Source organism: Kribbella sp. NPDC026596, from assembly GCF_040638415.1.
In the GTDB taxonomy this organism is placed as follows: Bacteria; Actinomycetota; Actinomycetes; order Propionibacteriales; family Kribbellaceae; genus Kribbella.
This window is the reverse complement of the sequence record NZ_JBEZYF010000005.1, coordinates 35094-56999: the sequence shown is the minus strand read 5'-3', so window position 1 is coordinate 56999 and position 21906 is coordinate 35094. Positions and strand designations below refer to the sequence as shown.

The window sequence follows — 21906 nt, the reverse complement described above, 5'->3', positions numbered from 1 at the left end:
GTTCCCCCTCGGATGCGCTGTGCAATTTGTCAGCATTCGACGCTACGGAGCACAGCGCATCCTGGGAAGGGTTCAGTATGTTCAGGTCTGGATCAGTACCGCGACTGTCCGCGCTGGGACCGTCACGGTGCCGGACGACGCGGTCCAGCTGGTCTGCTTGACCACCGAATCCGAGCCCGCGGCCTGGACGGGGGACAGCGCCAGATTGGCGCCGGCCAGGCCCGGGACCTGCTGCGTCACGGTGGAGCTGGTGGAGTTGAAGACGACCAGCACGCCCTTGAGCGCCGGGTCGACATTCGGGCCGACGGTGTCGTCGATCCGCATCGTGATCACCCCGGGCGTCGTGCCGCTCAACGGGAAGGTGAGCTTCGCGTTGATCAGGTCGGCCGAGCCCAAGCGGAACAGCGGCGTCGAGAACCGCAGCTTCAGCACATCGGCTGCCGCGGCGGAGGCCGTGGTCACGTCGGCCGCGGTCGGCTTCAGCGCCGGGTTGCCCAGCAGCGGTTTCATGAACGACCACTTGGCCTCGTTGTCGGCCTTGGGTGGCAGACCGTGGCCGAAGCCGTTGTCGGCCCCGGTCCAGTCGAGGGTGTTGAACCAGTCGCCGGAGTCGTAGGAGTTGCGGTCCAGGGACTTGCTCCGGAGCAGGTCGGCCCCGGCATGCCAGAACGACGGGGTCTGGGCCAGCGCGGTCGTCGCCAACGACACCGTGTTCATCCGGATCCGATCCGGCATGGTCATGGTGGTCGGCAACTTGTAGGTCAGCGTGTCCCACAACGTTTCGTTGTCATGGGCATCGACGTACGTGATGACCTCGTCCGGCTGGTCGGCGTACCCGGCCGGTGAACCGTTGTAGTCGACCTGATCACCGCGGACGACCGTGCCGGACGACGCCGACGGGAAGCTGAACGACCGCAGATTGCCCGCGAGCCCGAGCTGGATCAGATCCGTGTCATGGGCGAGTCGCTTCGCGCGCTCGTCCGGCGTGCCGTTGATCGGGTCGCCGTTCGGGTCGCTCGCCTCGCCCGAGCCGAAGCCCTGGATCCGCGGGTTGCCGTCGAACGGACCACCGCCGCGCACCCCGTCGCGGAGCCGGTCGGAGAAGGTGCCGATCCCGGTGCCGCCGAGGTTGCCTTGCCGGGCCTGGACGAAGAGCGCGTCGTCGGCGACCTCGCCGAAGTTCCAGCCCTCGCCGTACACGTAGATGCTCTTCCCGTCCACGCCGTCCTTGGCGAGCGTGAGCTTGTCGAGCGCGGCCCGGACCTTGAGCAGGTTCGCCTTGCTGTGGTGGCCCATCAGGTCGAAGCGGAAGCCGTCGACGTGGTAGTTGCGCGCCCAGCTGACGGTGCTGTCGACCATGATCTTCTCGGCCATCGCGTGCTCGGTCGCGATGTTGCTGCAGCAGGTCGACGTCTCGACCTTCCCGGTCGCGTTCAGCCGCTGGTAGTACCCGGGAACGACCTTGTCCAGCACGGAGGTCGGCGCCTGACCGGCGGCCGGCGTGTGGTTGTAGACCTGGTCCAGGACGACCCGCAGGCCGGACTTGTGCAGTCCGCCGACCATCGTGCGGAACTCGGCGACGCGCGCGATCCCGTCCTTCTGGGTCGCGTACGAACCCTCCGGCGCGAGCCAGTGGTACGGGTCGTAACCCCAGTTGAACCCGTCCTTGGCCGCGACCGCGGTCACGCAGGCCTGCTGCTGATCGGAATCCGCCGGGAACGACGCCAGATCACAGGCCGGCGTCTGCTGCCCGGTCTCCGGGATCGACGCGATGTCGAACGTCGGCAGCAGGTGCACGGTGTTGAGGCCCGCCGCAGCCAGCGAACGCAGATGCTTGGTCCCGTTGCCGTCGTCCGCGAACGCCAGATACGTACCGCGGTGCGCGGCCGGCACTGTGCTGTCGTTGATCGAGAAGTCGCGGACATGCAGTTCGTAGATGGTCGAGTCGACGCCCCGCGCCAGCTTCGGTGCCGGTGTCGACCACAGTGCCGGCTTCCCGGCCGCGTCGTTCAGATCGACCGCGACGGAGTACGCCGAGTCGGTCGTGAGCGCCACCGAGTACGGGTCGGTGACCACGTTCGTCTCCACCTTGCCCGTCGAAGGCGCGTAGACCTTCACCTCGTACCGGTAGGCGGCGTTCTTCCATGACCGCGATCCGTCGGTGGACCACGAGCCGTCGTTGCCGAGCCGCATCGGTACGCGCTTCGAACCGACGAGCAGCGTCACCGCCTGCGCGGTCGGCGCCCACAGCGTGAACGTCGGTGCGCCGCCGTGCCAGGTCACGCCGTACGAGCGTCCGGTTGCGCTGCCGTAGACATCGTCGAGCACACCGGGGATCTGGACACCGGTGGCGTCCAGCAATCGCCCGGCATCGTCGTACTGCGCCAGCCCGAGCTGCCCGGTCAGGATCTTCTTGGCATCACCATGGTCGAGTCTGAGCGCGGTATAGCCCTTCAACGCCGGGAACTTCGCCAGCACCGACGCAGGGATCCCAGCCGGGTCGTACCGCAGGCCGGACGACGTACCGCCGATGTCATCCGCGTCGACCTTCAACGAGCCGTCAGCCGACCAGTGCAGCCGCCAGCGCGACCGCTCCGGGTGTGCAACCGCCGGTACGGCGAGCAGATCCTTCGTGAGCCAGTAAGCCTTCGCCTGGCTGAGGTCCGGCTGTGCGCCCGGCCTGGAGGTGGTCACCGTCAGCATGTGGGTCGCGATGACGTAGGAGAACGTGACGACCAGTCCGTCACCCGGAACGGTGAACGGGATGTTGGGACCGTTCCGGACCCCGCCGGCGCCGTAGTTCTCGTCGAAGGACAGGTTGTGCGCGACCTTCGCCTCATAGCTGCCCGCTCCCAACTCGCTGGTGGACCAGGTGTAGGTCCCGTCGCCGTTCTCGTCGGTCAGCCAGGGGCGCATGCAGGACGGGTCCCAGTCGCCCGGGCAGCCCAGCTCCGACTGGAACGAGCCGGGCACGGTGATGATCGGTCCTTCGGCGCTGGATGTGACGAAGTGCCGGCCTTGTTCGTAGTAGAAGGAGACCGGAGTGCCAGGGGCCGTGTAGGAGATGTTGGCGCCGTTCGCGACACCACCGGCACCGTAGTTCACGTCCCAGTTCTTGTTGAGCGCCGCCTTGTAGGCGTGCTCACCGGCCGGGATGGTGTAGGTGCCCTTCCACACCTTGTCCTTCGGGTCCAGCGTCAGCTGCGCCTGGTCACAGTCCGGCGACCAGTCCGCCGCGCAGCCCATCTCGCTGTTGTGGTCCCCGGGCACGCTGACGTTGGCAGGCTGTACGACGGGACCAGTGCCACCACCGCCGCCACCCGGCGCGGGAGCGTCGCCGACCACGCCGTACGAACCGGACACCGAGTAGTTGCCCGACACGTCCCGCAGCACGGCTCGGTACTCGAGCAGAGTCCCCTTGGGCAGCCCGGACACGTCCTGGAACACCCGGTACGGCGCGTTGTCGTCGGAGCCGAGTCGCTGCCACGCCGTCGTACCCACTGGCCGGTAGCCGAAGGTCACAGTCACCGGAGTGTTCTCCGGCACGGCCGCAGCGATCTCAGCACGACCGCCAACCGTTGCACCGAGCTCCGGCGAACTCATGTAGACCGCCGGCGCCTTGGCCCGCGACGGGACCTTGTTCTGCGCTTGGTAGACAGTGACGGACAGCGGCGCCTGGCTGAGCAGCACCCGGCCCTCACGGTCGGTCTTGACCGCCTTGGAGCCGCCATAGACCGGCTTGAGCGACGTGTTCGGCCCGTACGTCGGGATCATCGCGGACGCGGCCGTGGTCGAGTTGTTGGCGACCACCAGGTACTCGACGTTGTCGGCGCCGAGCCGGCTGAACGCGTAGAGGCCATTGGTGTTCGACGAGTAGCGGTGTACCTGGCGGCCATCGGCCAGCGCCGGGTACTTCGCGCGCAACTGCGACAGCGCCGCGATGTGTTTGTACATCGGCGCGCTGACGTCGTACCGGTCCTTGCTGCCGATCGTCGTCGTACCGGTGCCGTCGACGACCTCGTCGTCGGTGTAGTCGGCCGTCTTGGTCGCGAACATGTCCTGCCGCGCGTCCTTGTCACCGCCGGGACCGGTGAACCCCTGCTCGTCGCCGTAGTAGATGACCGGCTGACCGCGGGTGAGGAACATCATCGAGTGCGCCAGCTCGTCCCGGGCGAGCAGCGCGGAGCCGTTCGCACCACCCTGCTTGAGGAACGTGCCGACCCGGCCCATGTCGTGGTTGCCGAGGAACGTCGGCAGTTGGTACGCGTTCGAGTCCGCGTCGGTGTAGTAGTCGTCGTTCGCGTAGAGGTCCCGCAGCTTGGTGCCCGAGTCACCCTTCGCGTAGGCGACCGCGCTCTGCTGGAAGCCGAAGTCGAGCGTCGCCTGCAGCGCGCCCTTGGTCGTGTACGTCGACATGAACGTCGGGTTCGCGTCGAACACCTCGCCGAACATGAAGAAGTTCTTCGAGCCGGCGCTCTTGGCCGCGGCCAGGATCGCGGGGGAGAACTTCTGCCAGAACTCGATGTTCACGTGCTTGACGGTGTCGATCCGGAAGCCGTCGATCCCGAACTCGGCCCACGTCTTGTAGACGTCGATCATCCCGTCCCGGACCCTGGGCTGCTCGGTGAACAGGTCGTCCAGCCCGACGAAGTCGCCGTACTCCGCGGATTCGCCGGCGAAGGTGGAGTCGCCGCGGTTGTGGTAGAGGGTCGGGTCGTTCAGCCAGGCCGGGACCTTGACGTTCGCGTCGGCGTCGCTGTGGAAGAACGGCTTGTTCGGGAAGGAGGTCTGAGCGTCCATCGGCGGGAACGTGTCGCCGCCGGCGTACTGCTTGTCGTCGAACACGTTGCCGGCCGCATCCTTGTACGGCGACGTGGACTTCGGGATGTACCCGTACTGGCCGGACTCGTAGTCGATCACGTCCGCGGTGTGGTTGGTGATGATGTCGAAGAAGACCTTCATCCCCTTGCGGTGGGCCAGGCTGATCAGCTGCTGCATGTCCGCGTTGGTGCCCAGGTGCGGATCGATCTGGGTGAAGTCGGTGATCCAGTAGCCGTGGTACCCGGCGCTCGCGTTGGCGCCCGTACCCTGCACAGGCCGGTTCTTGAACGACGGCGTGAGCCAGATGGACGTCGTGCCGAGCGACTTGATGTAGTCGAGCTTCTGGATCACACCGGCCAGGTCGCCACCGTGGTAGAAGCCCTTGTCGGTCGGGTCCAGGCCGGTCTGCAACCGATCGCCGGTCAGACCGCCGGCGTCGTTGGCCTTGTTGCCGTTGGCGAAGCGGTCCGCCATCAGGAAGTAGAACCGCTCCTTGGTGAGGTCCTTGCGCAGACTTGGCGACGCCAGTGTCTTGTCGGCCGCGGTCACCGTCGACCCGGCGAGGTCCACCGGCTTCACGGTGACGACGTGGCTGGTGTCGTCGTAGCTGAACGCCAGCTTGGCCGGCCCCTCGATCCGCAGCGGGATGTTCGGGCCGTTCAGTACGCCACCGGCGCCGTAGTTCTCGTCCCAGCTCTTGTTGACCGTGACCTTGTACTCGTACGACCCGGCCGGTACGTCGAAGATCTTCGTGTACGGCGGTGCCGCACCGAGACTGGACGCGTCACATCCGGGATCCCAGTCACCCGGACACCCGAGCTCGCTCTGCAACGAGCCGGCCAGCGTGATCACCCGCTCGGCGGCCACCTGTGCCGGCGCGGACGACGCCGTACTCAGTCCGAGAACGATCACCGCCGCCGCGGTGAACCCTGCCGTCCAACGCCTGAACCCGCGCATCACGGTTCCCCTCCCAGCCGGTGATCACGGGCGTGTCCGACGGCGCCACGCCTACTGCGCGGCACTCGGCACCGCACCTCGGCGCACTGGAGCAAAGGCCACGATGAAACCACATCGAGGCCTTCGCTCCAGCACGCCGAGGCACCGCACCGAGCACCTGCTCGCTACGGCGTGGCACCGTCGGACACGCCCCTGGGCGGACGCTAACCCGCGACGTTCACCGTGAGGAGGGCTCGAATGTCACGGTAAGGTCACGAGCGCCGGAAGGGTGGTCTCGATCGGCGAGTGGAGGATCGTCGTGGCCTCGTCGTCGTACGGGGTCGGCTGGGCGTTGAGGATGACCAGCGGCTTGCCGGCGGTGAGTGCGAGGTCGCACAGGCCCGCCGCTGGGTAGACCTGGAGCGAGGTGCCGACGGCGAGGAACACGTCGGCGGCTTCGGTGGCCGCGACGGCGCGGTCGAGCACGGTTTGGTCGAGGGACTGACCGAACGAGACGGTCGCGGACTTCAGTACGCCGCCGCACACCTCGCAGGCCGGGTCCTCGTCACCGGCCTCCAGGCGGGGGAGTACGTCGGCCATCGGGATCCGGCGGCCGCACTCGAGGCAGTCGACGTACCAGACGGTCCCGTGGAGCTCGTGGACGAGGCCCGGGGACGAGCCGGCCTTCTGGTGCAGGCCGTCGACGTTCTGGGTGATAAGTCCGGTCAATCTGCCTTGGCGCTCGAGCTCGACCAGGGCCAGGTGGCCCGGGTTCGGCTCGGCGGTCCAGGCCGGCGCGACCAGGCGCTGTTTCCACGCCTCCACGCGGACCTTGCGACTGGCGACGTACTCGTCGATGTCGAACATCGCCTGCGCCGCCGGGTTCTTCGTCCACAGTCCCTGCGGGCCGCGGAAGTCGGGGATCCCGGACGCCGTCGAGATCCCGGCTCCGGTCAGGACAGCGATGCGTTCGGCCTCGATCACACCTCAGACGGTATCCACTCGCTCGCCAGAACCGACATCATGATCTCGTCGACCCACTCGCCGTCCCACAGCAGTGCGTCGCGGAAACGTCCCTCGACGACGAAGCCGGCCTTCTGGTACGCGCGCTGCGCCCGCGGGTTGAACGCGTACACACCGAGGCTGATCCGGTGCAGGCCGATCTCCTCGATGCCGTAGCCGACGATCAGCCGGGTGGCCTCGGTGCCGAGGCCACGGCCCTGACCGGCCGGTCCGATCAGGATCCGGAAGTTGCAGCAGTGGTTGTCCGGGTCCCAGTCGTTCAGCACCGCTTCGCCGACGACCTCACCACTGGCCTTGTCGACGATCGCAACGTCCAGCCGATCGGTCTGGTCCTTCCGAGTGCGCATCCACTGCCTGGCCTGCTCCTCGCCGATCTCGCCATGGCTGCCCGTCAACCGGGCGACGTCCGGATCGTCCATCGCCGCCCGCAGTGCGTCGTAGTCGCCCTCGTCCAACGGGCGCAGGACGACAAGCTCACCGGTCAGCGTCGGCTTGTGCGCGAAGTCGGTCACACCGCGGAGTGTGTCAGTTGACCCGCCGAACGACATACGTGTTTTCGCCGGCCGACACCAGCTCCTGGGAGCGCATCCGGCACCAGGCCGGGATGTCGGTGGTGGCGGCCGGGTCGTCGGCGAGGATGGTGACGGTGTCGCCGACGGCAACGGTCGGGAGCGTCTTGGCCAGCTTGATGACCGGGAGTGGGCAGAGCAGGCCGCGGCAGTCCACGTCGACGTTCACAGCCCTACCTCCGCCCGGATCCGCCGGATCACGCCAGGAACCACCGCACAGAACCGGTCGATGTCCGCATAGGTCGTGCCGCGCGTCAGGGAGATGCGGACGTTGCCATGAGTCAGGACGCCCATGGCGGCCAGGACATGCGAGGGCTTCAGGGTGCTCGACGTACAGGCCGAGCCACTGGAGACCGCGAACCCTTCCGCGTCCAGTGCGGTCACGAGTGCCTCGCCGTCCACGTAGAGAGCGGAGAACGTGAGGATGTGCGGCAGGCGGTCGTCGGGATCGCCGACCACCTCGACATCCGGGATGTCCGCGGCTACTCGGCGTCGTACCTCGTCGATCCAGGCCCGGTGCTGTTTGTTCAGCTCCTCGGCCTCGCTGAGCCGGGCCTGTAACGCAGCCGCGGCCGCCAACGCGTTGGGAATGTCCGGGAAGCCGGTGGAGAGTCCGTCCTCGCGTTCGTCCATCGGCCAGGCCGGGGCGATCCGCGTCCCCTTCCGCACGGCCAGCAATCCGACACCCGCCGGTCCACCCCACTTGTGCGCGCTCGCCGCCAACGCCGACCAGCCCGCCGGTACGGCGTCGTGCCCGATGGACGCGGCCGCGTCGACGAACAGCGGTACGTCGCCACACGCCTCTGCGGCGGCCTCGATCGGCTGCCGGGTGCCGACCTCGTGATTGGCCGACTGCAGCGCCGCCACGGCTACACCGGGTTGCCGCACCGCTTCGGTGAACGCGTCCAGGTCGACCCGGCCGGCCATGTCCACACCCACCTCGACCCCGCTGGATCCAGCTGTGTGCAGTACGGCGGAATGCTCGACGGCACTGTGGACGACGGTGCTGCCCACCCGCTTGCGGGCGGCCCCGATCGCGGTCAGTCCGGTGTGGATGGCCGCCGTACCCGAGGTGGTCAGGTACAGCTCGTCCGGGCGCACTCCGACGGCGTCGGCGAGCACCGCCCGGGCGTTGTCCAGCAGCAGCCGCGCGGTCCGTCCCTCGTGGTGCAACCGAACCGGATCCGCCCAGCCGGAATCGACTGCCTGCAGCAACATTTCCCGCGCTGCCGGGTGTAACGCCTCGGCCGACGCCGCGTCCAGATACGTACGCTCACTCACACCGGAAACGCTAAGCCCTACCTATGCGCTGAACGCCGGAAGGTGTCCAGTAGTGTTTGGTCGTCAGTCTCACTTGGGAAGGGAAAGGCGCCCCGTGGGTTCGAACGGCACGCCCGGAGTGGACGAGCGCTCGGCAGATCCTGCCGGCGCCACACGTCCGGCGAAGCGACGCCTTCTGGTCGGTAGTGCAGTGGTGTTCGGCACCCTGCTGCTGACCGGTTGTTCGTCGGAAACCACTGAGCAGTGGAAACGACTCGGTCTCCCCGAGGGCGCATCGGACCGGACCGAGGCCGTCCGAAGCCTGTGGATCGGCGCCTGGATCGCCGCGCTGATCACCGGCGTATTGGTCTGGGCCCTGATCCTGTACGTCGTCGTGCGGTACCGCAAGCGCAACGACGACGCCCCCCGGCAGGTGCGGTACAACCTGCCGCTCGAGGTGCTCTACACGCTGGCGCCGTTCGCGATCATCGGCGTGCTCTTCTATTACACCGTCGAGCACGGCGACAAGATCACCGCGATGTCGAACTCCTCGCAGCACACCGTGAACGTGGTGGGCCAGCAGTGGCAGTGGACCTTCAACTACAAGGACACCGTCGACGGTCAGCAGGGCGTCTGGGAGACCGGCACGATGGACAAGCCGGCCACGCTGTGGCTGCCGGTGAACGAGTCGGTCGAATTCACCCTGACCTCGCCGGACGTGATCCACTCCTTCTGGGTGCCGTCGTTCTACTTCAAGCTCGACGTCATCCCGGGCCGGACGAACAAGTTCGAACTGACCCCGACCAAGACCGGGATCTTCGCGGGCAAGTGCGCTGAACTCTGCGGGCTCTACCACAGCCGGATGGTCTTCACCGTCAACGTGGTCAACCGCGATGAGTACGACGCGCATCTGCGCGAGTTGGCCGCCAAGGGCCAGACCGGCGCCGCCACCGGCGGCTCGGACGCGACCACCATTCCCGGTCACGGGGAGCAGGAGGGCGGCAAGTGACCGACTTCGCCGAGCGCACCGGCGCTATCGGTGCTACTACCGCGCTGCCCAGGCGGCGTAGCAAGGGCCAGATCGCGGTCAAGTGGCTGACCACCACGGACCACAAGCTGATCGGCCACATGTACCTGATCACCTCGTTCGCGTTCTTCCTGATCGGCGGTGTGATGGCGCTGGTCATCCGCGCCGAGCTGGCCAAGCCGGGCCTGCAGATCGTGAACGAAGAGGTCTACAACCAGCTGTTCACGATGCACGGCACGATCATGCTGCTGCTGTTCGCGACGCCGCTGTTCGTCGGCTTCGCGAACGAGATCATGCCGATCCAGATCGGCGCCCCGGACGTCGCGTTCCCGCGGCTGAACATGTTGAGTTACTGGCTGTTCTTGTTCGGCGGGCTCATCGCGTTCAGTGGATTCCTGACCCCAGGCGGCGCGGCGAGCTTCGGCTGGACCGGCTATGCCCCGCTGTCCAACGCGGTCCGTTCTCCGGGCGTCGGGGGTGATCTGTGGATCATGGGTCTGTGGATGGCCGGTCTGGGCACGATCCTGGGTGCGGTCAACTTCGTCACGACCGTGATCACGATGCGTGCACCGGGTATGACGATGTTCCGGATGCCGATCTTCACCTGGAATACGTTGATCACGTCGATGATGGTGCTGATCGCGTTCCCGATCCTGGCCGGCGCGCTGCTGATGCTGGAAGCCGACCGATTGCTAGGGGCGCACGTCTTTGAAGCGGCCAACGGTGGGCCGCTGTTGTGGCAGCACCTGTTCTGGTTCTTCGGGCATCCAGAGGTCTACATCATCGCGCTGCCGTTCTTCGGCATTGTCACCGAGATCCTGCCGGTGTTCAGCCGCAAGCCAGTCTTCGGCTACCTCGGTCTGGTCGCCGCGACCATGGCGATCGCTGCGCTGTCAGCGACCGTGTGGGCGCACCACATGTTCGCCACCGGCGGCGTGAGCCTGCCGTTCTTCTCGTTCATGTCATTCATGATCGCGGTGCCGACCGGGGTGAAGTTCTTCAACTGGATCGGCACGATCTGGGGCGGCTCGGTGTCGTTCGAGACCCCGATGCTGTGGTCGCTCGGCTTCATGACGACTTTTCTGTTCGGCGGTCTGACCGGGGTCATCCTGGCGTCGCCGGTCTTGGACTACCACGTCACAGACACCTACTTCGTGGTCGCGCACTTCCACTATGTCGTCTTCGGCACGGTCGTGTTCGCGATGTTCGCCGGGTTCTACTTCTGGTGGCCGAAGTTCACCGGCCGGATGCTCGACGAGAAGCTCGGCAAGCTGCACTTCTGGCTGCTGTTCATCGGCTTCCACACCACGTTCCTGGTGCAGCACTGGCTCGGTGTCGAGGGCATGCCGCGGCGCTACGCGTCGTACGGCGCCAACGAGGGCTTCACCACCCTGAACGAGGTGTCCAGCGTCGGCGCCTTCATCCTCGGCGCCTCGACTCTGCCGTTCCTCTACAACGTGTACAAGTCGCGCAAGTCGCCGAAGGTCGGCGTCGACGACCCATGGGGCTGGGGTCGGTCGCTGGAGTGGGCGACCAGCTGCCCACCACCGCGGCACAACTTTGTCGAACTGCCAAGGATCCGGTCCGAAAGCCCGGCGTTCGACCGACACCACCCGGAGCTGGCGCTGGACGCCACCGGCGTTGCCTCAGGCAACAACTTGCTGGATCCGGACCAGGGAGAGGCTGTCGCCGATCGAGGCCCCAATGATCACGAGGCGGGCTCTCGGCAGACGCAGTCGAGGGGAGATTCCTCCGTCAGCGATCCTCCTGCTGAGAGCTGATGCGTGATGGGGTGTGGCGGTGCGGTGTCCGTGCCCGGAGTGTAGACGTCCTGCCACTGTTCGCCGGGTGTCCGACGACGACTCGCTGAGGCTGAGGGGCGACCATGACGAGGGCCGTCCATCGGTAGCTGCCCGATCCAGGGGACACGTCACATCCCCGGCCCGCCGAGCATGACGCTCGGCGCCGGCGAGGACGGTTGCCATTCGCAACCGTCCTGGAACGGTCGCGGGGTTACTGGATCGTGAGTACTGCCTTGCCGCGGAACTTGCGGTGGCGGAGGCCGTCGATCGCAGCGTCAACCTGCGTCCAGTCGGCGCGAAACCCCAGATTGGTCTCCAGCTTCTTCGCGGCCACGAGTTCGAGCAGGAGGCGGAGATCGGTACTGATCGGGGATGTGTCGGCGTACGACATGTAATTGACCAGGCGCGCACTCTCATGGCCGATGAAGTCGTAGACGTCTAGTGGTGTCTTCTCGCCGCTTGTCGTACCCAGCACGACCACCGTGGCGCCGGGTGCGGTTCTTGCGATGGCGTCACGAAGCGACTGACCGCCGGTCGATTCAGCGATGAGATGGTACGGGCCGTCGGCATCGGCGACCGTTGGTACGACCGACGCAGCTCCGAGTCTCGTCAGGCGTGACTCTGCTTCTGGGCGGGCGACCGCGGTCACACGTGCACCGGCCAGTACGGCGAGTTGGACCTGGAACTCGCCGACCCCACCGGTTGCACCCGTGACGAGCACCTTACGGCCGAGCAGGTTCCCACCGAGACGGATCGTGTTCAGTGCTGTTCGTCCGGCCAGCGGCAACGCCGCCGCCTGCTCGATGTCGACCTCGTCGGGCAGTTCGGCCAGTCGCGAGGTCGGCACTGCGGCGAGCTCGGCCCAGCCACTGTCCTCTTCCAGACCGACGACTCTTGAGCCGGCGGCGGGTCCGGTTCCGTCGGCGGCCGGTTCGACCACCACGCCAGCGATGTCTTGACCTGGTCGCCAGTCTTCGGTTCGGGCTGCCAGGAGTGCGAGCTCACCTCGGTTGACGGAGAACGCCCGTACGGCGACCAATGCCTTGCTCGCGGTCGGGATCGGATCAGGGACGGTCTTGACGACCAGACCTTTGGATGTGTTCACGAGTGCTTTCATGTCTTCATCCCAGTCCCCGAGCGGACGAGCAACAAGGCGATGACGCAATGTGCAGTTATCAGCAATCGCAATTGATCCAGGCCATAGCCCGGCGACCGGTCAGGAGGCGGTCAGGCAGGTGTCGAGGAGCAGTTGAACGGCCGCGGGCTGTGGGCCGGGGACGGTCGCGACGACAGTCTCGACCGTGGGGAGGTCCAGCTTGCGGAAGGCGATTCGGCGAACGCGCAGCTGCTCGGCTGCGGAGGAGTAGAGCACTGTCCACGCAGGGTCTCCGGTTCCGATCTCCGCGAGAGCGTCGTACACCGAGATGATCGGTGCGCCGCGTGCCGGCTCGACCTCCATCGACCGGAGCAGGTCCTCGAGCAGGTCGTGGAGCCCTGGGTTGGCGTCGCGCGAGCTCATCCGCAGGGGTACGTCGGCCAGGTCGACCAGCCTCAGCACGGATCGCGCGGCGACTGGGTGTGTGGCCGGGAGTGCGGCGACGAGTGTTTCGGTCCAGGCGGTGAGCGTGGCGAGATCGGCGATCTGTGGGGCCGGCCGGACGAAGGCCGCGTCGAGTTCGCCCCGGCGGAGGGCGTCGAGACGCGGCGCCGAGGGCAGACTCACCAGCCGTACCTGCAGATGTGGTGCCCGGGTGGCGAGCGATTCGAGGACCTGGTCGAGGCGGTCGCCGAGACCCTCGCTGGTTCCAATTCGGAGTATGCCGGTCAACTCGTCCACAGGCTCGGCCACGGTGGACCGCAGCCGCGCGAATGCTGTCAGCGTCGCTTTTGCCTCAGGCAACAGTCTGCGCCCGGCCGCGGTCAGTTGGACCCTGCGGGTGGTGCGATCGAACAGCTGCGCACCGAGTTCACGCTCCAGCCGGGCGATGTGCTGGCTGACTGCGGGCTGCCCGATGTGCAAACGGTCAGCGGCCCGCCCGAAGTGCAGATCCTCGGCGACGGCGACGAAGTACTCGAGCTGGCGAACTTCCACAGTCCCACTCCTGACAGATCAAACCCATCAGAAGCAACGCCGCCGTCGTGTCAGTTTCTTCCCTGGCTCGTTCATTCCTCGCTCGCCGCAGCGACGAAGTCTTCGATGAGGCCGGCGATCAGGCCTGCGCCGGCGGTGTTCTGGTGGATCGTGTCGGTGGTCAGCCGTAGGCCCTGGCGGAGGTAGTCGACCTGGCGCTCGTACCGCGTGAACCTCACCGAAATCGCGCAGCGGCTCACCCGGGAGACGTCAGCCCGGATCGCGGTCCTCTCCATACCGGTCATCGGTGAAGACCTCGGCTCCGAACCGGTACAACGCTCAGCGCAGTACAGCGCGGTGGTCCGCGAAGTAGCAAACGAGTTCGGCGTCACATACTTGCCGTTGCACCACTCAACCGCGGTCCTCGACGTTTCGGCCAGCTGCGTGCGGAGATCGAGGGCATCAGCCACAAGATGCTCACCCAAACCTTGCGCAGCATGGAACGTGACGGACTCGTCAAGCGACAGGTCGTGTCGGCTGTCCCCTTGCATGTCGAGTACGAACTCACCGACCTCGGCATCAGTCTCAAAGAGCCACTCTCAGCCGTCCGCGACTGGGCCGAACGCCACATCAACGAACTAGAACAGGCCCGCGCCGCGTACGACGACAGCTCTGTACAGACGGAGTAGCCCGCCCCTGCGCCGCGCTCCACGGACGCTCTCCGTCACCTCAGCCTTGTTTGCGCTAGGCAACCATCTGAACGGTATGCGGCATGTCATCGGAGAACGGCAAGACGCTGACGGACTCGATGCTGTCAGAGCTTGCGGATGATGGCTGGACGCGACGAAGCACCTCGTCGAGCGCGGTCGAGATCGGGGGGACCTGGCCAGATGATCGACCTTGGCTCAGCGGTCGCCGGCGCGTTCATGACGCCGGATGGCTGCGGCACTGTGACTGGCATCACATTCGGAGATTCGGTTGCGCGACGGTTTTCCTGCCCGCGGCTTGTCTTCATAGGTGACCAATCCCGACAACAGCGGGGAGTGTTCAATGTCCCGTACCTTCAAGACCGCCGTCGTCACCGGCGCGAGCCGCGGCTTCGGGCGAGCGATCGCGGCTGCGCTCGTCGCCGCGGGAACCGACGTTATCGGTATCGCCCGGGACGGGAATGAACTACACGCCGTGCGCAACGAGCTCGGCGAGAGCTTCACACCTGTCACCGCCGACGCCACCGACGAGACGGTGGCTGAGACGGTGATCCGCGCATACCGCCCCGGCTTGCTTGTTCTCAACGCCGGGGTCACTCCGCATCTCGCGCCTGTGCACGAGCAGACCTGGGAGACCTTCAGCCGCAACTGGCATGTCGACACCCAGCACGTCTTCAACTGGACTCGCACGGCGCTCCGAGAACCACTCGCGCCAGGCAGTGTCGTCGTCACGATGTCCAGCGGAGCAGTGCTTGTCGGATCCCCGCTCAGCGGCGGATACGCGAGCGCCAAGGCCGCGATCCGGTACATCAGCGGGTACGCGGCGGAGGAGTCGGAGCGAGGAGCACTGGACATCCGGTTCGTCACACTGCTCCCACAGTTGACACCGGCCACCAGCCTCGGCGCGGTTGGTGTCGCAGGCTACGCGGCTCGCCAGGGCGTGGATCAGAACGTCATTGTCGACGGCCTCCAGCCGATTCTCACTCCGGATCACGTCGCCAAGGCCGTCGTCGACCTCGCCGCCGATCCCGATAGCGCTTCGGAGTACCAGCTGAGTGGCGCTGGACTGCGCCCGATCGGCTGAACGGGGCAGACCATGGACCTCACACCTCCCGGAGTAACCACGATGCCGACCGACGCCGAGTTCGCCGCGCTGGTCGAGCCGCTCCGCCCTGGCCTACTCGCGCACTGCTATCGCATGCTCGGCTCCATCCACGACGCCGAGGACCTGGTGCAGGAAACATATCTCCGGGCGTGGCGAGGGTACCGCCGGTTCGAAGGACGATCCTCGATTCGGACCTGGCTGTACAAGATCGCGACCATGGCCTGCCTGACAGCCTTGGCAACGCGCGCCCGGCGGCCCGTACCGTCGGGATTGGCAGCGCCCTCGGACGACCACCGGGTAGCCCTCGCCGACAGCGAGCCGACTGTTGCGTGGCTACAGCCGGCTCCCGACGCCCTGATCGGCGGCGACCCGGCGACCATCGTGTCCGGACGAACCGGGGTACGACTCGCCTTCATCGCAGCGCTCCAGTACCTGCCTGCCCGCCAGCGGGCCATCCTGACGCTTCGCGACGTACTCGCGTTCAAGACGGCCGAGGTCGCCGAGATGCTGGACACGACGACGGCGGCGGTGGACAGCGCTCTGCGACGGGCCCGAGCTCGCTTGGCCGAGGCAGGTCCGGTAGAGGACGAGTTGGCCGAGCCGAACCAGGAAACCATGCGAGCCCTCCTCGACGACTATGTCGAGGCATTCACCGAGGTCGATCTCGACGCACTGATGAAGCTGTTGCGGGCCGATGTCGAGTTGGAAATGCCGCCCATCCAGACCTGGTTCACCGGTCGGCAGGCAGTCGTTGCGTTTCTGGCCAGTCGCGTGCTCCGCAAGGACCAGTGGAGGCTGGTACCAACCCGTGCCAATGGTCAGCCCGCTTTGGTCATCTATCAGCGGTCCGCCGGCGGAGGGTACGAGGCGTACGGCGTTCAGGTGCTGACCATGATCGGTGCCCGCATTGCCCGCATCGCCGCATTCATCGATCCGAGCCTGGTACCGGCGTTCGGTCTGGCGCCGGTTCTCGCGAGCTGAATCGATCGACCACACCCCCTTGCCGTCCAACTCTCCGACGGGTTGGCGACCGCGACATCTGCTGCCTCGTGCCGGACCGGCCGGCAGGATCACTACACATAGAAGAAATGGATTCGTCACCATGGTGTTCATCGCAGACAAAACAGTTCTCGTGACCGGGGCCAATCGCGGTATCGGTCGCGCGCTGGTCGAAGAAGTCCTGGGAAGGGGTGCGAAGCGGGTGTACGCCGGCACCCGCGTGTCCCTGACTCACGCGGACGAGCGGGTTGTCCCCCTGACCCTGGACGTGACCGACGCGGCGCAGATTCAGAAAGCCGTCGATTCGATCGAATCTCTCGACATCCTCATCAACAACGCGGGCGTGGCGTCCTACGACGACTTGACCGACCGTGAGGCGATCGAACGGCACCTGGACGTCAACCTCTTCGGCACGCTGAGCGTGACCCAGGCCTCTCTGCCGATGCTGACTCGTTCCGGCGGAGCGGTCGTCAACATCCTCTCAGTCAACTCCCTCGCCTCCTTCCCGGCCATTCCGGCCTACTCGATCTCGAAGGCAGCGGCCTTCTCGATGACTCAATCGATGCGCGCCCTGCTGGCCGGTCGCGGGGTGAGCGTTCATGCGGTTCTGACCGGCATCGTGGACACCGAGATGAGCGCAGCCGTCGACGTGCCGAAACCATCCCCGGAGTCCGTTGCCCACGGCATCATCGACGGGGTGGAGAAGGACGAGGAGGACATCTTCCCCGATCCCATGGCGGAGACGTTGACCGAGAGCTGGCGCGCCGGCGCGGTGAAGGCCCTCGAGCGCCAGAATGCCGCACTCGCCGAAGCGATGCTCGCAGCAGCTGAAGCCGCCACGTCATAACGATCCAGAAGGTTGGCGACGCGGCGTGCCTAGCGCTGCTCATAGCCTGCCGGCTGACGATCAGCCGGCAGGCCGTCGCCAGGAGCAGTTGACACCCGGTTGTGGATTGGGGCATGGGCCTCCGTCCAACCTGCCCGTCAACACCCTAGCACGTTCGGTGTGAATCCGTTGCCGCTCGGGGACCTCCATGCGTTGCCGATGACTGCACGGAGGTCCCTCCAAACCTGGTCCCTCTCGGCGCGACCGTATGCCGTGGGGCTAGCGCTGCCAATTGCCGCTGATAGCTTCTCCGGCCAGCCGGTGTGATCCAGCGCTAGCGAGTGGCCACGGCAACGCCGTGGCCACTCGCGGCGATTGTTGCTACCCGGTCCAGCGAGAATTCGCCCGGACCAGCGACTTCTCGGATGGCGCCGTATCGGTTGGAGCCACTGCACGGCGGTACTGGCCGGGAGCGACGCCTAATTCGCGCTTGAATGCCTTGGCGAAGGCGAACTCCGACGCGTAGCCGACCTCGCGGGCGAGGACATCGAGCGGGTCGGATGAGTGCCGGAGTCGGCGTTCGGCGATCGTCATCCGCCACCAGGTCAAATAGGTCAGTGGGGGAGTCCCAACCAGCCTGACGAAGCGTTCGGCGAATGTGGAGCGCGCGAGACCCACGGTTGCTGACAGGTCCTGGACTGTCCATCGACGGGCTGGATCGGAATGGATCGCGGCGAGCGCGCCGCCGACCGCGGGATCGAGCAGAGCACTCGCCCAGCCGTGAGATTCGGAATCGTGGTCGTCCATCCAGGCACGCAGGATGTAGAGCAGCATCGCATCGACGAGTGCGGGGACGATTCCGGCGCCGCCGGGGCGGGCGTTCTCGAGTTCGGAGCCCAGCAGGTCGATCGCTGCTCTGAGGCCCGGATGCGCGCCTCGGCTCGCGGGGATGTAGATCACTTCTGGTAGCTCGGCCATCAACGGATGCGCGCGGAACCGGCGTAGTTGGTATGCGCCGCAGAGCATCAAGGTGGCAGCGCCTGGCCCGTCCAGCTCGACCCGACCGATCGGCGACGCCGGATCGCTGAGTACCGGGTCGAAGTCGGTCAAGGGCGTGCCCGGCTGATCGGCCAAAGCGTGCGTGCTTCCGTCGCGCAGCAGAACCAGGTCGCCCGGAAAGAGCTGCGTCGGCTGTGACCGGTCACCGGTCGGCAAGAGCCAGCACGATCCTCGTACGACGACGTGGAAGGACATCCCATTGATCTCTGGGAATCGGAGACCCCACGGCGCACGAACGTCGGTCCGGGCCGAGCGTGGCAGGCCGGCGCGCATAGCAGCCAGAGCGTCGGCAAGGACATCCATGGCATCACTGTACCGTCCGTCCAACATCTCGGACGATTGAGCATGTTCAGAGGCGCATCTGACATTCCTTGTCCGAGGTGCGCCTGTCAGCCTGGGGTCGGCGGTGGTCGAACGGCTGCCGGACGATCCAACGAGGAGTGGACCGGATGAAGGTTCTTGTGGTGGGCGCGACGGGGAAGACCGGAGGCGCGGTCGTCGATGCGCTGGTGACGCGCGGAGTTCTCGTACGAGCGGCAAGCCGCCACCCGTGCCTCCCGCACTCCGAGGTTGAGCACGTGAGAATGGACTGGTCAGATGCCTCCAGTTGGGATGCTGCACTAGACGGAATTGACGGTCTCTACCTCGTCGGTCCGTACGCCGAGCCCGACAACGCAGTCCTGGTGCGGCGGCTCCTCGCAGCCGCCACTGGGGTCAAGCGAGTCGTGCACTTGTCCATCATCGGCGCCGAGCTGTTGCCGAATGCAATCCCTATGGGGCAGTGGGAGCGCGACATTCAAGGGTCAGGAGTTGAGTGGACGATCCTGCGACCCAACTGGTTCTACCAGAACTTCGAGCAGGACTTCGCCTCCAGCTTGCGCGATCAGGCGACGCTCGAATTGCCGACCGGTGGGGCGCCGATCAGCTTCGTGGATACCCTCGACATCGCTGAGGTCGCCGCCACGGCTCTCGTAGAAGGCGGGCACGGCGGCGGGGTGTATACCCTCACCGGTCCCGAGGCGATGACTTGCTCCGATGTGGTGGCGGAACTAGGCCGAGTTGCGGGACGTGAGCTGTCGTTCATTGACTTGGAGCCGCACGAGTTCGCGCGCCGGCTGATCGAGAACGGGCTGCCGGCTTGGGCGGTCGAGTGGCAATCTGCGCTCTTTGAGCTGATTCGGGGCGGCGGCAACGCGCCGGTCACGGACACCGTCAAGTCAGTCACCGGCCACTCGCCCCGGCCGTTCGCGACCTACGCTGAGCGCCGAGCCGAGCACCTGCGGAAGCAACTCAGCTCTAGTGCAAGACATTAGCGCGGGGCCACTCCGGTCGACACAGCGAACCTTGGAGTGCGCCGCGCTGCTGCGGCGGACCGTCATCAACCGGCGCAAGGAGGACTACTTCGGCGTGTGGTTGCCCGAGCCGGTGACCAGTCCCGCCGCCGACCCGGTCGGGTGACCGAGAGGTTCATCGCGGCCATCGGCGGTGACCTGAAGGCATTGATGCAGCTGCTTGCGCCGGACCTCACATTCTGGGCCGACGGCGGTGGCAAGGCGCAAGCCGCCGGCCGGTCCCGTCGCTCGGCGTGCAATACCGCAGCGTCAATGGCGTGCCGTCGGCGCTGCTGATATCCGGCGAAGACCCCTCGCGGTGGCGGTGCTGGATAGTCACGAGATGCGCAGGACGATCTTTCCGGTGTTCCCTCCCAGCTCTCCGCGTCGATGGGCGGCAGCAGCCTGTTCGAGGGGAAAGACGGCGTCGATCTCGGGTCGCAGCTTGCCTGCGTGCACCAGTTCGGCGATGGCCAACATGCCGGCGTAGTCGGGTTCCACGAGCGTGAAGCCTGACGAGATTCCGCGTGCCTGCGCCTCCGCGGGGGCAGGCACGTCGTCCCGTCCGGCGAGTGACACGAGCACTCCGCCGCGGCGGAGAACGCGCAGCGACCGGGTTGAGTTGTCGCCGCCGATCGGGTCGAGTACGACGTCGAGCTCGCGGAGCACCTCGGCGAAGTCCACGGTGGTGTGGTCGATGACCTCGTCAATACCGAGCTTGCGCAGGAACGGGTGCTTCGACGACCGGGCCGTGCCGATCACGTGGGCGCCTAGTGCCTTTGCGATCTGGACGGCAACGTGTCCGAACCCGCCGGCGGCACCGTGTACCAGGACACGTTGGCCGGGCTTCAGACTGGCCGTTTCCGTCAGCGCCTGCCACGAGGTCAGGCCGGTCAAGGGCAGGGCGGCGGCCTCGACATGGTCGATCGAGGTTGGTTTGCGGGCGAACTGGCGGGCGGGCGCGGCGACGTACTCCGCGTAGGCGCCTGCCTGGCGCGGAAACCGCGGCATGCCGAAGACTTCGTCGCCCGGTTTGTAGAGGGTGACCCCGACGCCGACAGCTTCGACGACCCCCGACACGTCGTGGCCGAGGATCGGCGGGTCGTCCCAGAGCCTCAGCCCACCGTGGCTGCGTGCCTTCCAGTCCGTGGCGTTCACGCCCGCCGCACAGACGCGGACCAGGACCTCGGTAGGACCAGGCTCGGGCCGTTGGACCTCGACCTCGGCCAGAACTTCTGGTGGCCCCCACGCCAGTGGACTCATCGCGCGCATCGACGTACTCATCGGCTTCTCCTTCGGGGTGACGCTCATGTCGTAGACCAGCGTGCGATACCCGAATCAGTCACGCCATGGCCGTTTGGTCATCATGTGACAGAATCCGGCCATGGTGGCTGGCGGTCCGCATCGCGTTCTTGTCCTGGCTCTGAACGGCGTACTGACCTTCGAGCTCGGAATCCCGTCCCGGATATTCGGCAGTGCGAAGGACAGTTCGGGCCGGCCGCTGTACGAGGTCGCGATCAGCAGCGTCGATGGAGGTCCGGTGACGACAGAGTCGTGCATGACTGTCCAGCCGGCGAATGGTCCTGAGGTGCTGGCCAAGGCTGACACTGTCGTCATTCCGCCAACTCAGCTTCTGGGTCCGATCCGCGCGGGCGGGCCACTGCCGGAGGAGATCTCCTTGGCGCTGGCCATGATTCGGCCGCGGACGAGGATCGTTTCGTTGTGTACGGCGGCGTACGTGCTGGCGGCGGCCGGCATCCTCGACGGGCGATCGGCAACAACACACTGGAGTGAGGTAGAGAACCTTCAGCAGGTGTTTCCGCGGGTTCGCATCGACCCAAAGGTGCTGTTCGTCGACGACGGCGATGTGCTGACTTCGGCGGGCGTCGCGGCGGCCGTCGACCTGTGCCTGCATATCGTCCGACGCGACCACGGTACGGCGGTCGTCAATCAGGTGGCGCGTCTGTGTGTCGTATCGCCGTGGCGTGATGGCGGCCAGGCGCAGTTCATCGAGCGTCCGGTACCGGATCCGACCCAAGCATCGACCGGTTCGACGCGCATGTGGGCCGTCGAAAATCTTCAGGAATCGCTGTCACTGCAACAGTTGGCGTCGTACGCGAACATGAGCTTGCGGACATTCACGCGGAGGTTCCGTGACGAGGTCGGCATGGCGCCGTTGCAATGGTTGACCGTGCAGCGTGTTCGGGCAGCGCGGGAACTCCTCGAGACCACGGACCTGCCGATCGATGTCGTGGCCCACCAGGCTGGATTCGCCACCGGAAACTCGCTGCGGCAGCACATGCGCGCCACGCTCGGAGTATCGCCGTCAACGTACCGGCGGACATTCGGCCGAGAGTAAATCGCGACTGC

Annotated in this window: 18 protein-coding genes; 8 read left to right on the top strand and 10 right to left on the bottom strand. The window is 66.4% G+C overall.

The window, feature by feature from the left end; genetic code table 11:
- Positions 1 to 81 precede the first annotated feature (81 nt).
- The 5 genes from pulA to AB0E63_RS05505 form a co-directional block, all read right to left on the bottom strand.
- Positions 82 to 5778 (bottom strand): pullulanase-type alpha-1,6-glucosidase, encoded by a 5697-nt coding sequence (gene pulA / locus AB0E63_RS05525; protein WP_360361797.1) that lies wholly within the window; start codon positions 5776 to 5778, stop codon positions 82 to 84.
- A gap of 240 nt (positions 5779 to 6018) precedes the next feature.
- Positions 6019 to 6741 (bottom strand): Sir2 family NAD-dependent protein deacetylase, encoded by a 723-nt coding sequence (locus AB0E63_RS05520; RefSeq protein ID WP_360361794.1) that lies wholly within the window; start codon positions 6739 to 6741, stop codon positions 6019 to 6021.
- Positions 6738 to 7292: a GNAT family protein gene (locus tag AB0E63_RS05515; protein ID WP_360361792.1), complete on the bottom strand. Its 555-nt coding sequence runs from the start codon at positions 7290 to 7292 to the stop codon at positions 6738 to 6740. Before AB0E63_RS05515 ends, AB0E63_RS05520 begins: the two co-directional genes overlap by 4 nt.
- Positions 7293 to 7305: 13 nt before the next feature.
- Complete coding sequence (locus AB0E63_RS05510; RefSeq protein ID WP_360361789.1) at positions 7306 to 7518, bottom strand: sulfurtransferase TusA family protein; 213 nt, start codon at positions 7516 to 7518, stop codon at positions 7306 to 7308.
- Entirely contained in the window at positions 7515 to 8630 is a 1116-nt protein-coding gene (locus AB0E63_RS05505) for an aminotransferase class V-fold PLP-dependent enzyme (protein WP_360361786.1), read from the bottom strand. Before AB0E63_RS05505 ends, AB0E63_RS05510 begins: the two co-directional genes overlap by 4 nt.
- A gap of 190 nt (positions 8631 to 8820) precedes the next feature.
- On the opposite strand from AB0E63_RS05505, the gene coxB reads away from it, so the two are divergent.
- Entirely contained in the window at positions 8821 to 9618 is a 798-nt protein-coding gene (gene coxB, locus AB0E63_RS05500) for a cytochrome c oxidase subunit II (RefSeq protein WP_360361783.1), read from the top strand.
- Between the two features lie 26 nt (positions 9619 to 9644).
- Positions 9645 to 11417, top strand: a complete 1773-nt coding sequence (gene ctaD / locus AB0E63_RS05495) for a cytochrome c oxidase subunit I (protein WP_360362259.1) — start codon at positions 9645 to 9647, stop codon at positions 11415 to 11417.
- 232 nt (positions 11418 to 11649) lie between these two features.
- Here ctaD and AB0E63_RS05490 read toward each other — a convergent pair whose 3' ends face one another.
- The 3 genes from AB0E63_RS05490 to AB0E63_RS05480 all read right to left on the bottom strand — a co-directional run bounded on the left by AB0E63_RS05490 (position 11650) and on the right by AB0E63_RS05480 (position 13814).
- Positions 11650 to 12555, bottom strand: a complete 906-nt coding sequence (locus AB0E63_RS05490) for a zinc-binding dehydrogenase (protein ID WP_360361780.1) — start codon at positions 12553 to 12555, stop codon at positions 11650 to 11652.
- A 99-nt stretch (positions 12556 to 12654) separates the two neighbouring features.
- Positions 12655 to 13530 (bottom strand): LysR family transcriptional regulator, encoded by an 876-nt coding sequence (locus tag AB0E63_RS05485; RefSeq protein WP_360361777.1) that lies wholly within the window; start codon positions 13528 to 13530, stop codon positions 12655 to 12657.
- A gap of 71 nt (positions 13531 to 13601) precedes the next feature.
- Positions 13602 to 13814 (bottom strand): hypothetical protein, encoded by a 213-nt coding sequence (locus tag AB0E63_RS05480; RefSeq protein ID WP_360361775.1) that lies wholly within the window; start codon positions 13812 to 13814, stop codon positions 13602 to 13604.
- 87 nt (positions 13815 to 13901) lie between these two features.
- Between AB0E63_RS05480 and AB0E63_RS05475 the strand changes: the two genes are divergently transcribed.
- From AB0E63_RS05475 to AB0E63_RS05460, 4 genes are all read left to right on the top strand, one after another.
- Complete coding sequence (locus AB0E63_RS05475) at positions 13902 to 14198, top strand: helix-turn-helix domain-containing protein (RefSeq protein ID WP_360362256.1); 297 nt, start codon at positions 13902 to 13904, stop codon at positions 14196 to 14198.
- Positions 14199 to 14559: 361 nt separating this feature from the next.
- Positions 14560 to 15300, top strand: coding sequence for an SDR family oxidoreductase (locus AB0E63_RS05470; RefSeq protein WP_360361772.1), 741 nt, complete (start codon positions 14560 to 14562; stop codon positions 15298 to 15300).
- Positions 15301 to 15312: 12 nt separating this feature from the next.
- Positions 15313 to 16302 (top strand): RNA polymerase subunit sigma-70, encoded by a 990-nt coding sequence (locus AB0E63_RS05465; protein ID WP_360361769.1) that lies wholly within the window; start codon positions 15313 to 15315, stop codon positions 16300 to 16302.
- A 121-nt stretch (positions 16303 to 16423) separates the two neighbouring features.
- Complete coding sequence (locus AB0E63_RS05460; protein WP_360361766.1) at positions 16424 to 17167, top strand: SDR family NAD(P)-dependent oxidoreductase; 744 nt, start codon at positions 16424 to 16426, stop codon at positions 17165 to 17167.
- Positions 17168 to 17527: 360 nt separating this feature from the next.
- On the opposite strand, the gene AB0E63_RS05455 is transcribed toward AB0E63_RS05460, so the two are convergent.
- Complete coding sequence (locus tag AB0E63_RS05455; RefSeq protein ID WP_360361764.1) at positions 17528 to 18508, bottom strand: AraC family transcriptional regulator; 981 nt, start codon at positions 18506 to 18508, stop codon at positions 17528 to 17530.
- Positions 18509 to 18654: 146 nt separating this feature from the next.
- Here AB0E63_RS05455 and AB0E63_RS05450 point away from each other — a divergent pair, with 146 nt between their 5' ends.
- Complete coding sequence (locus tag AB0E63_RS05450; RefSeq protein ID WP_360361761.1) at positions 18655 to 19518, top strand: SDR family oxidoreductase; 864 nt, start codon at positions 18655 to 18657, stop codon at positions 19516 to 19518.
- A gap of 354 nt (positions 19519 to 19872) precedes the next feature.
- Here the strand turns inward: AB0E63_RS05450 and AB0E63_RS05445 are convergent, their stop codons facing one another.
- Positions 19873 to 20847, bottom strand: coding sequence for an NADP-dependent oxidoreductase (locus AB0E63_RS05445; RefSeq protein ID WP_360361758.1), 975 nt, complete (start codon positions 20845 to 20847; stop codon positions 19873 to 19875).
- A gap of 73 nt (positions 20848 to 20920) precedes the next feature.
- On the opposite strand from AB0E63_RS05445, the gene AB0E63_RS05440 reads away from it, so the two are divergent.
- A complete protein-coding gene (locus tag AB0E63_RS05440; protein WP_360361755.1) occupies positions 20921 to 21895 on the top strand; it encodes a helix-turn-helix domain-containing protein in 975 nt (324 codons plus the stop codon).
- Positions 21896 to 21906 lie beyond the last annotated feature (11 nt).

Bases quoted from the DNA above. Each gene is read 5' to 3' on its own strand.
- AB0E63_RS05465 (WP_360361769.1), top strand. From the start codon at position 15,313: ATGGACCTCACACCTCCCGGAGTAACCACGATGCCGACCGACGCCGAG.
- AB0E63_RS05445 (WP_360361758.1), bottom strand. From the start codon at position 20,847: ATGAGCGTCACCCCGAAGGAGAAGCCGATGAGTACGTCGATGCGCGCG.
- AB0E63_RS05460 (WP_360361766.1), top strand. From the start codon at position 16,424: ATGGTGTTCATCGCAGACAAAACAGTTCTCGTGACCGGGGCCAATCGC.
- AB0E63_RS05450 (WP_360361761.1), top strand. From the start codon at position 18,655: ATGAAGGTTCTTGTGGTGGGCGCGACGGGGAAGACCGGAGGCGCGGTC.
- AB0E63_RS05455 (WP_360361764.1), bottom strand. From the start codon at position 18,508: ATGGATGTCCTTGCCGACGCTCTGGCTGCTATGCGCGCCGGCCTGCCA.
- AB0E63_RS05470 (WP_360361772.1), top strand. From the start codon at position 14,560: ATGTCCCGTACCTTCAAGACCGCCGTCGTCACCGGCGCGAGCCGCGGC.
- pulA (WP_360361797.1), bottom strand. From the start codon at position 5,778: ATGCGCGGGTTCAGGCGTTGGACGGCAGGGTTCACCGCGGCGGCGGTG.
- AB0E63_RS05440 (WP_360361755.1), top strand. From the start codon at position 20,921: ATGGTGGCTGGCGGTCCGCATCGCGTTCTTGTCCTGGCTCTGAACGGC.
- AB0E63_RS05480 (WP_360361775.1), bottom strand. From the start codon at position 13,814: ATGACCGGTATGGAGAGGACCGCGATCCGGGCTGACGTCTCCCGGGTG.
- AB0E63_RS05490 (WP_360361780.1), bottom strand. From the start codon at position 12,555: ATGAAAGCACTCGTGAACACATCCAAAGGTCTGGTCGTCAAGACCGTC.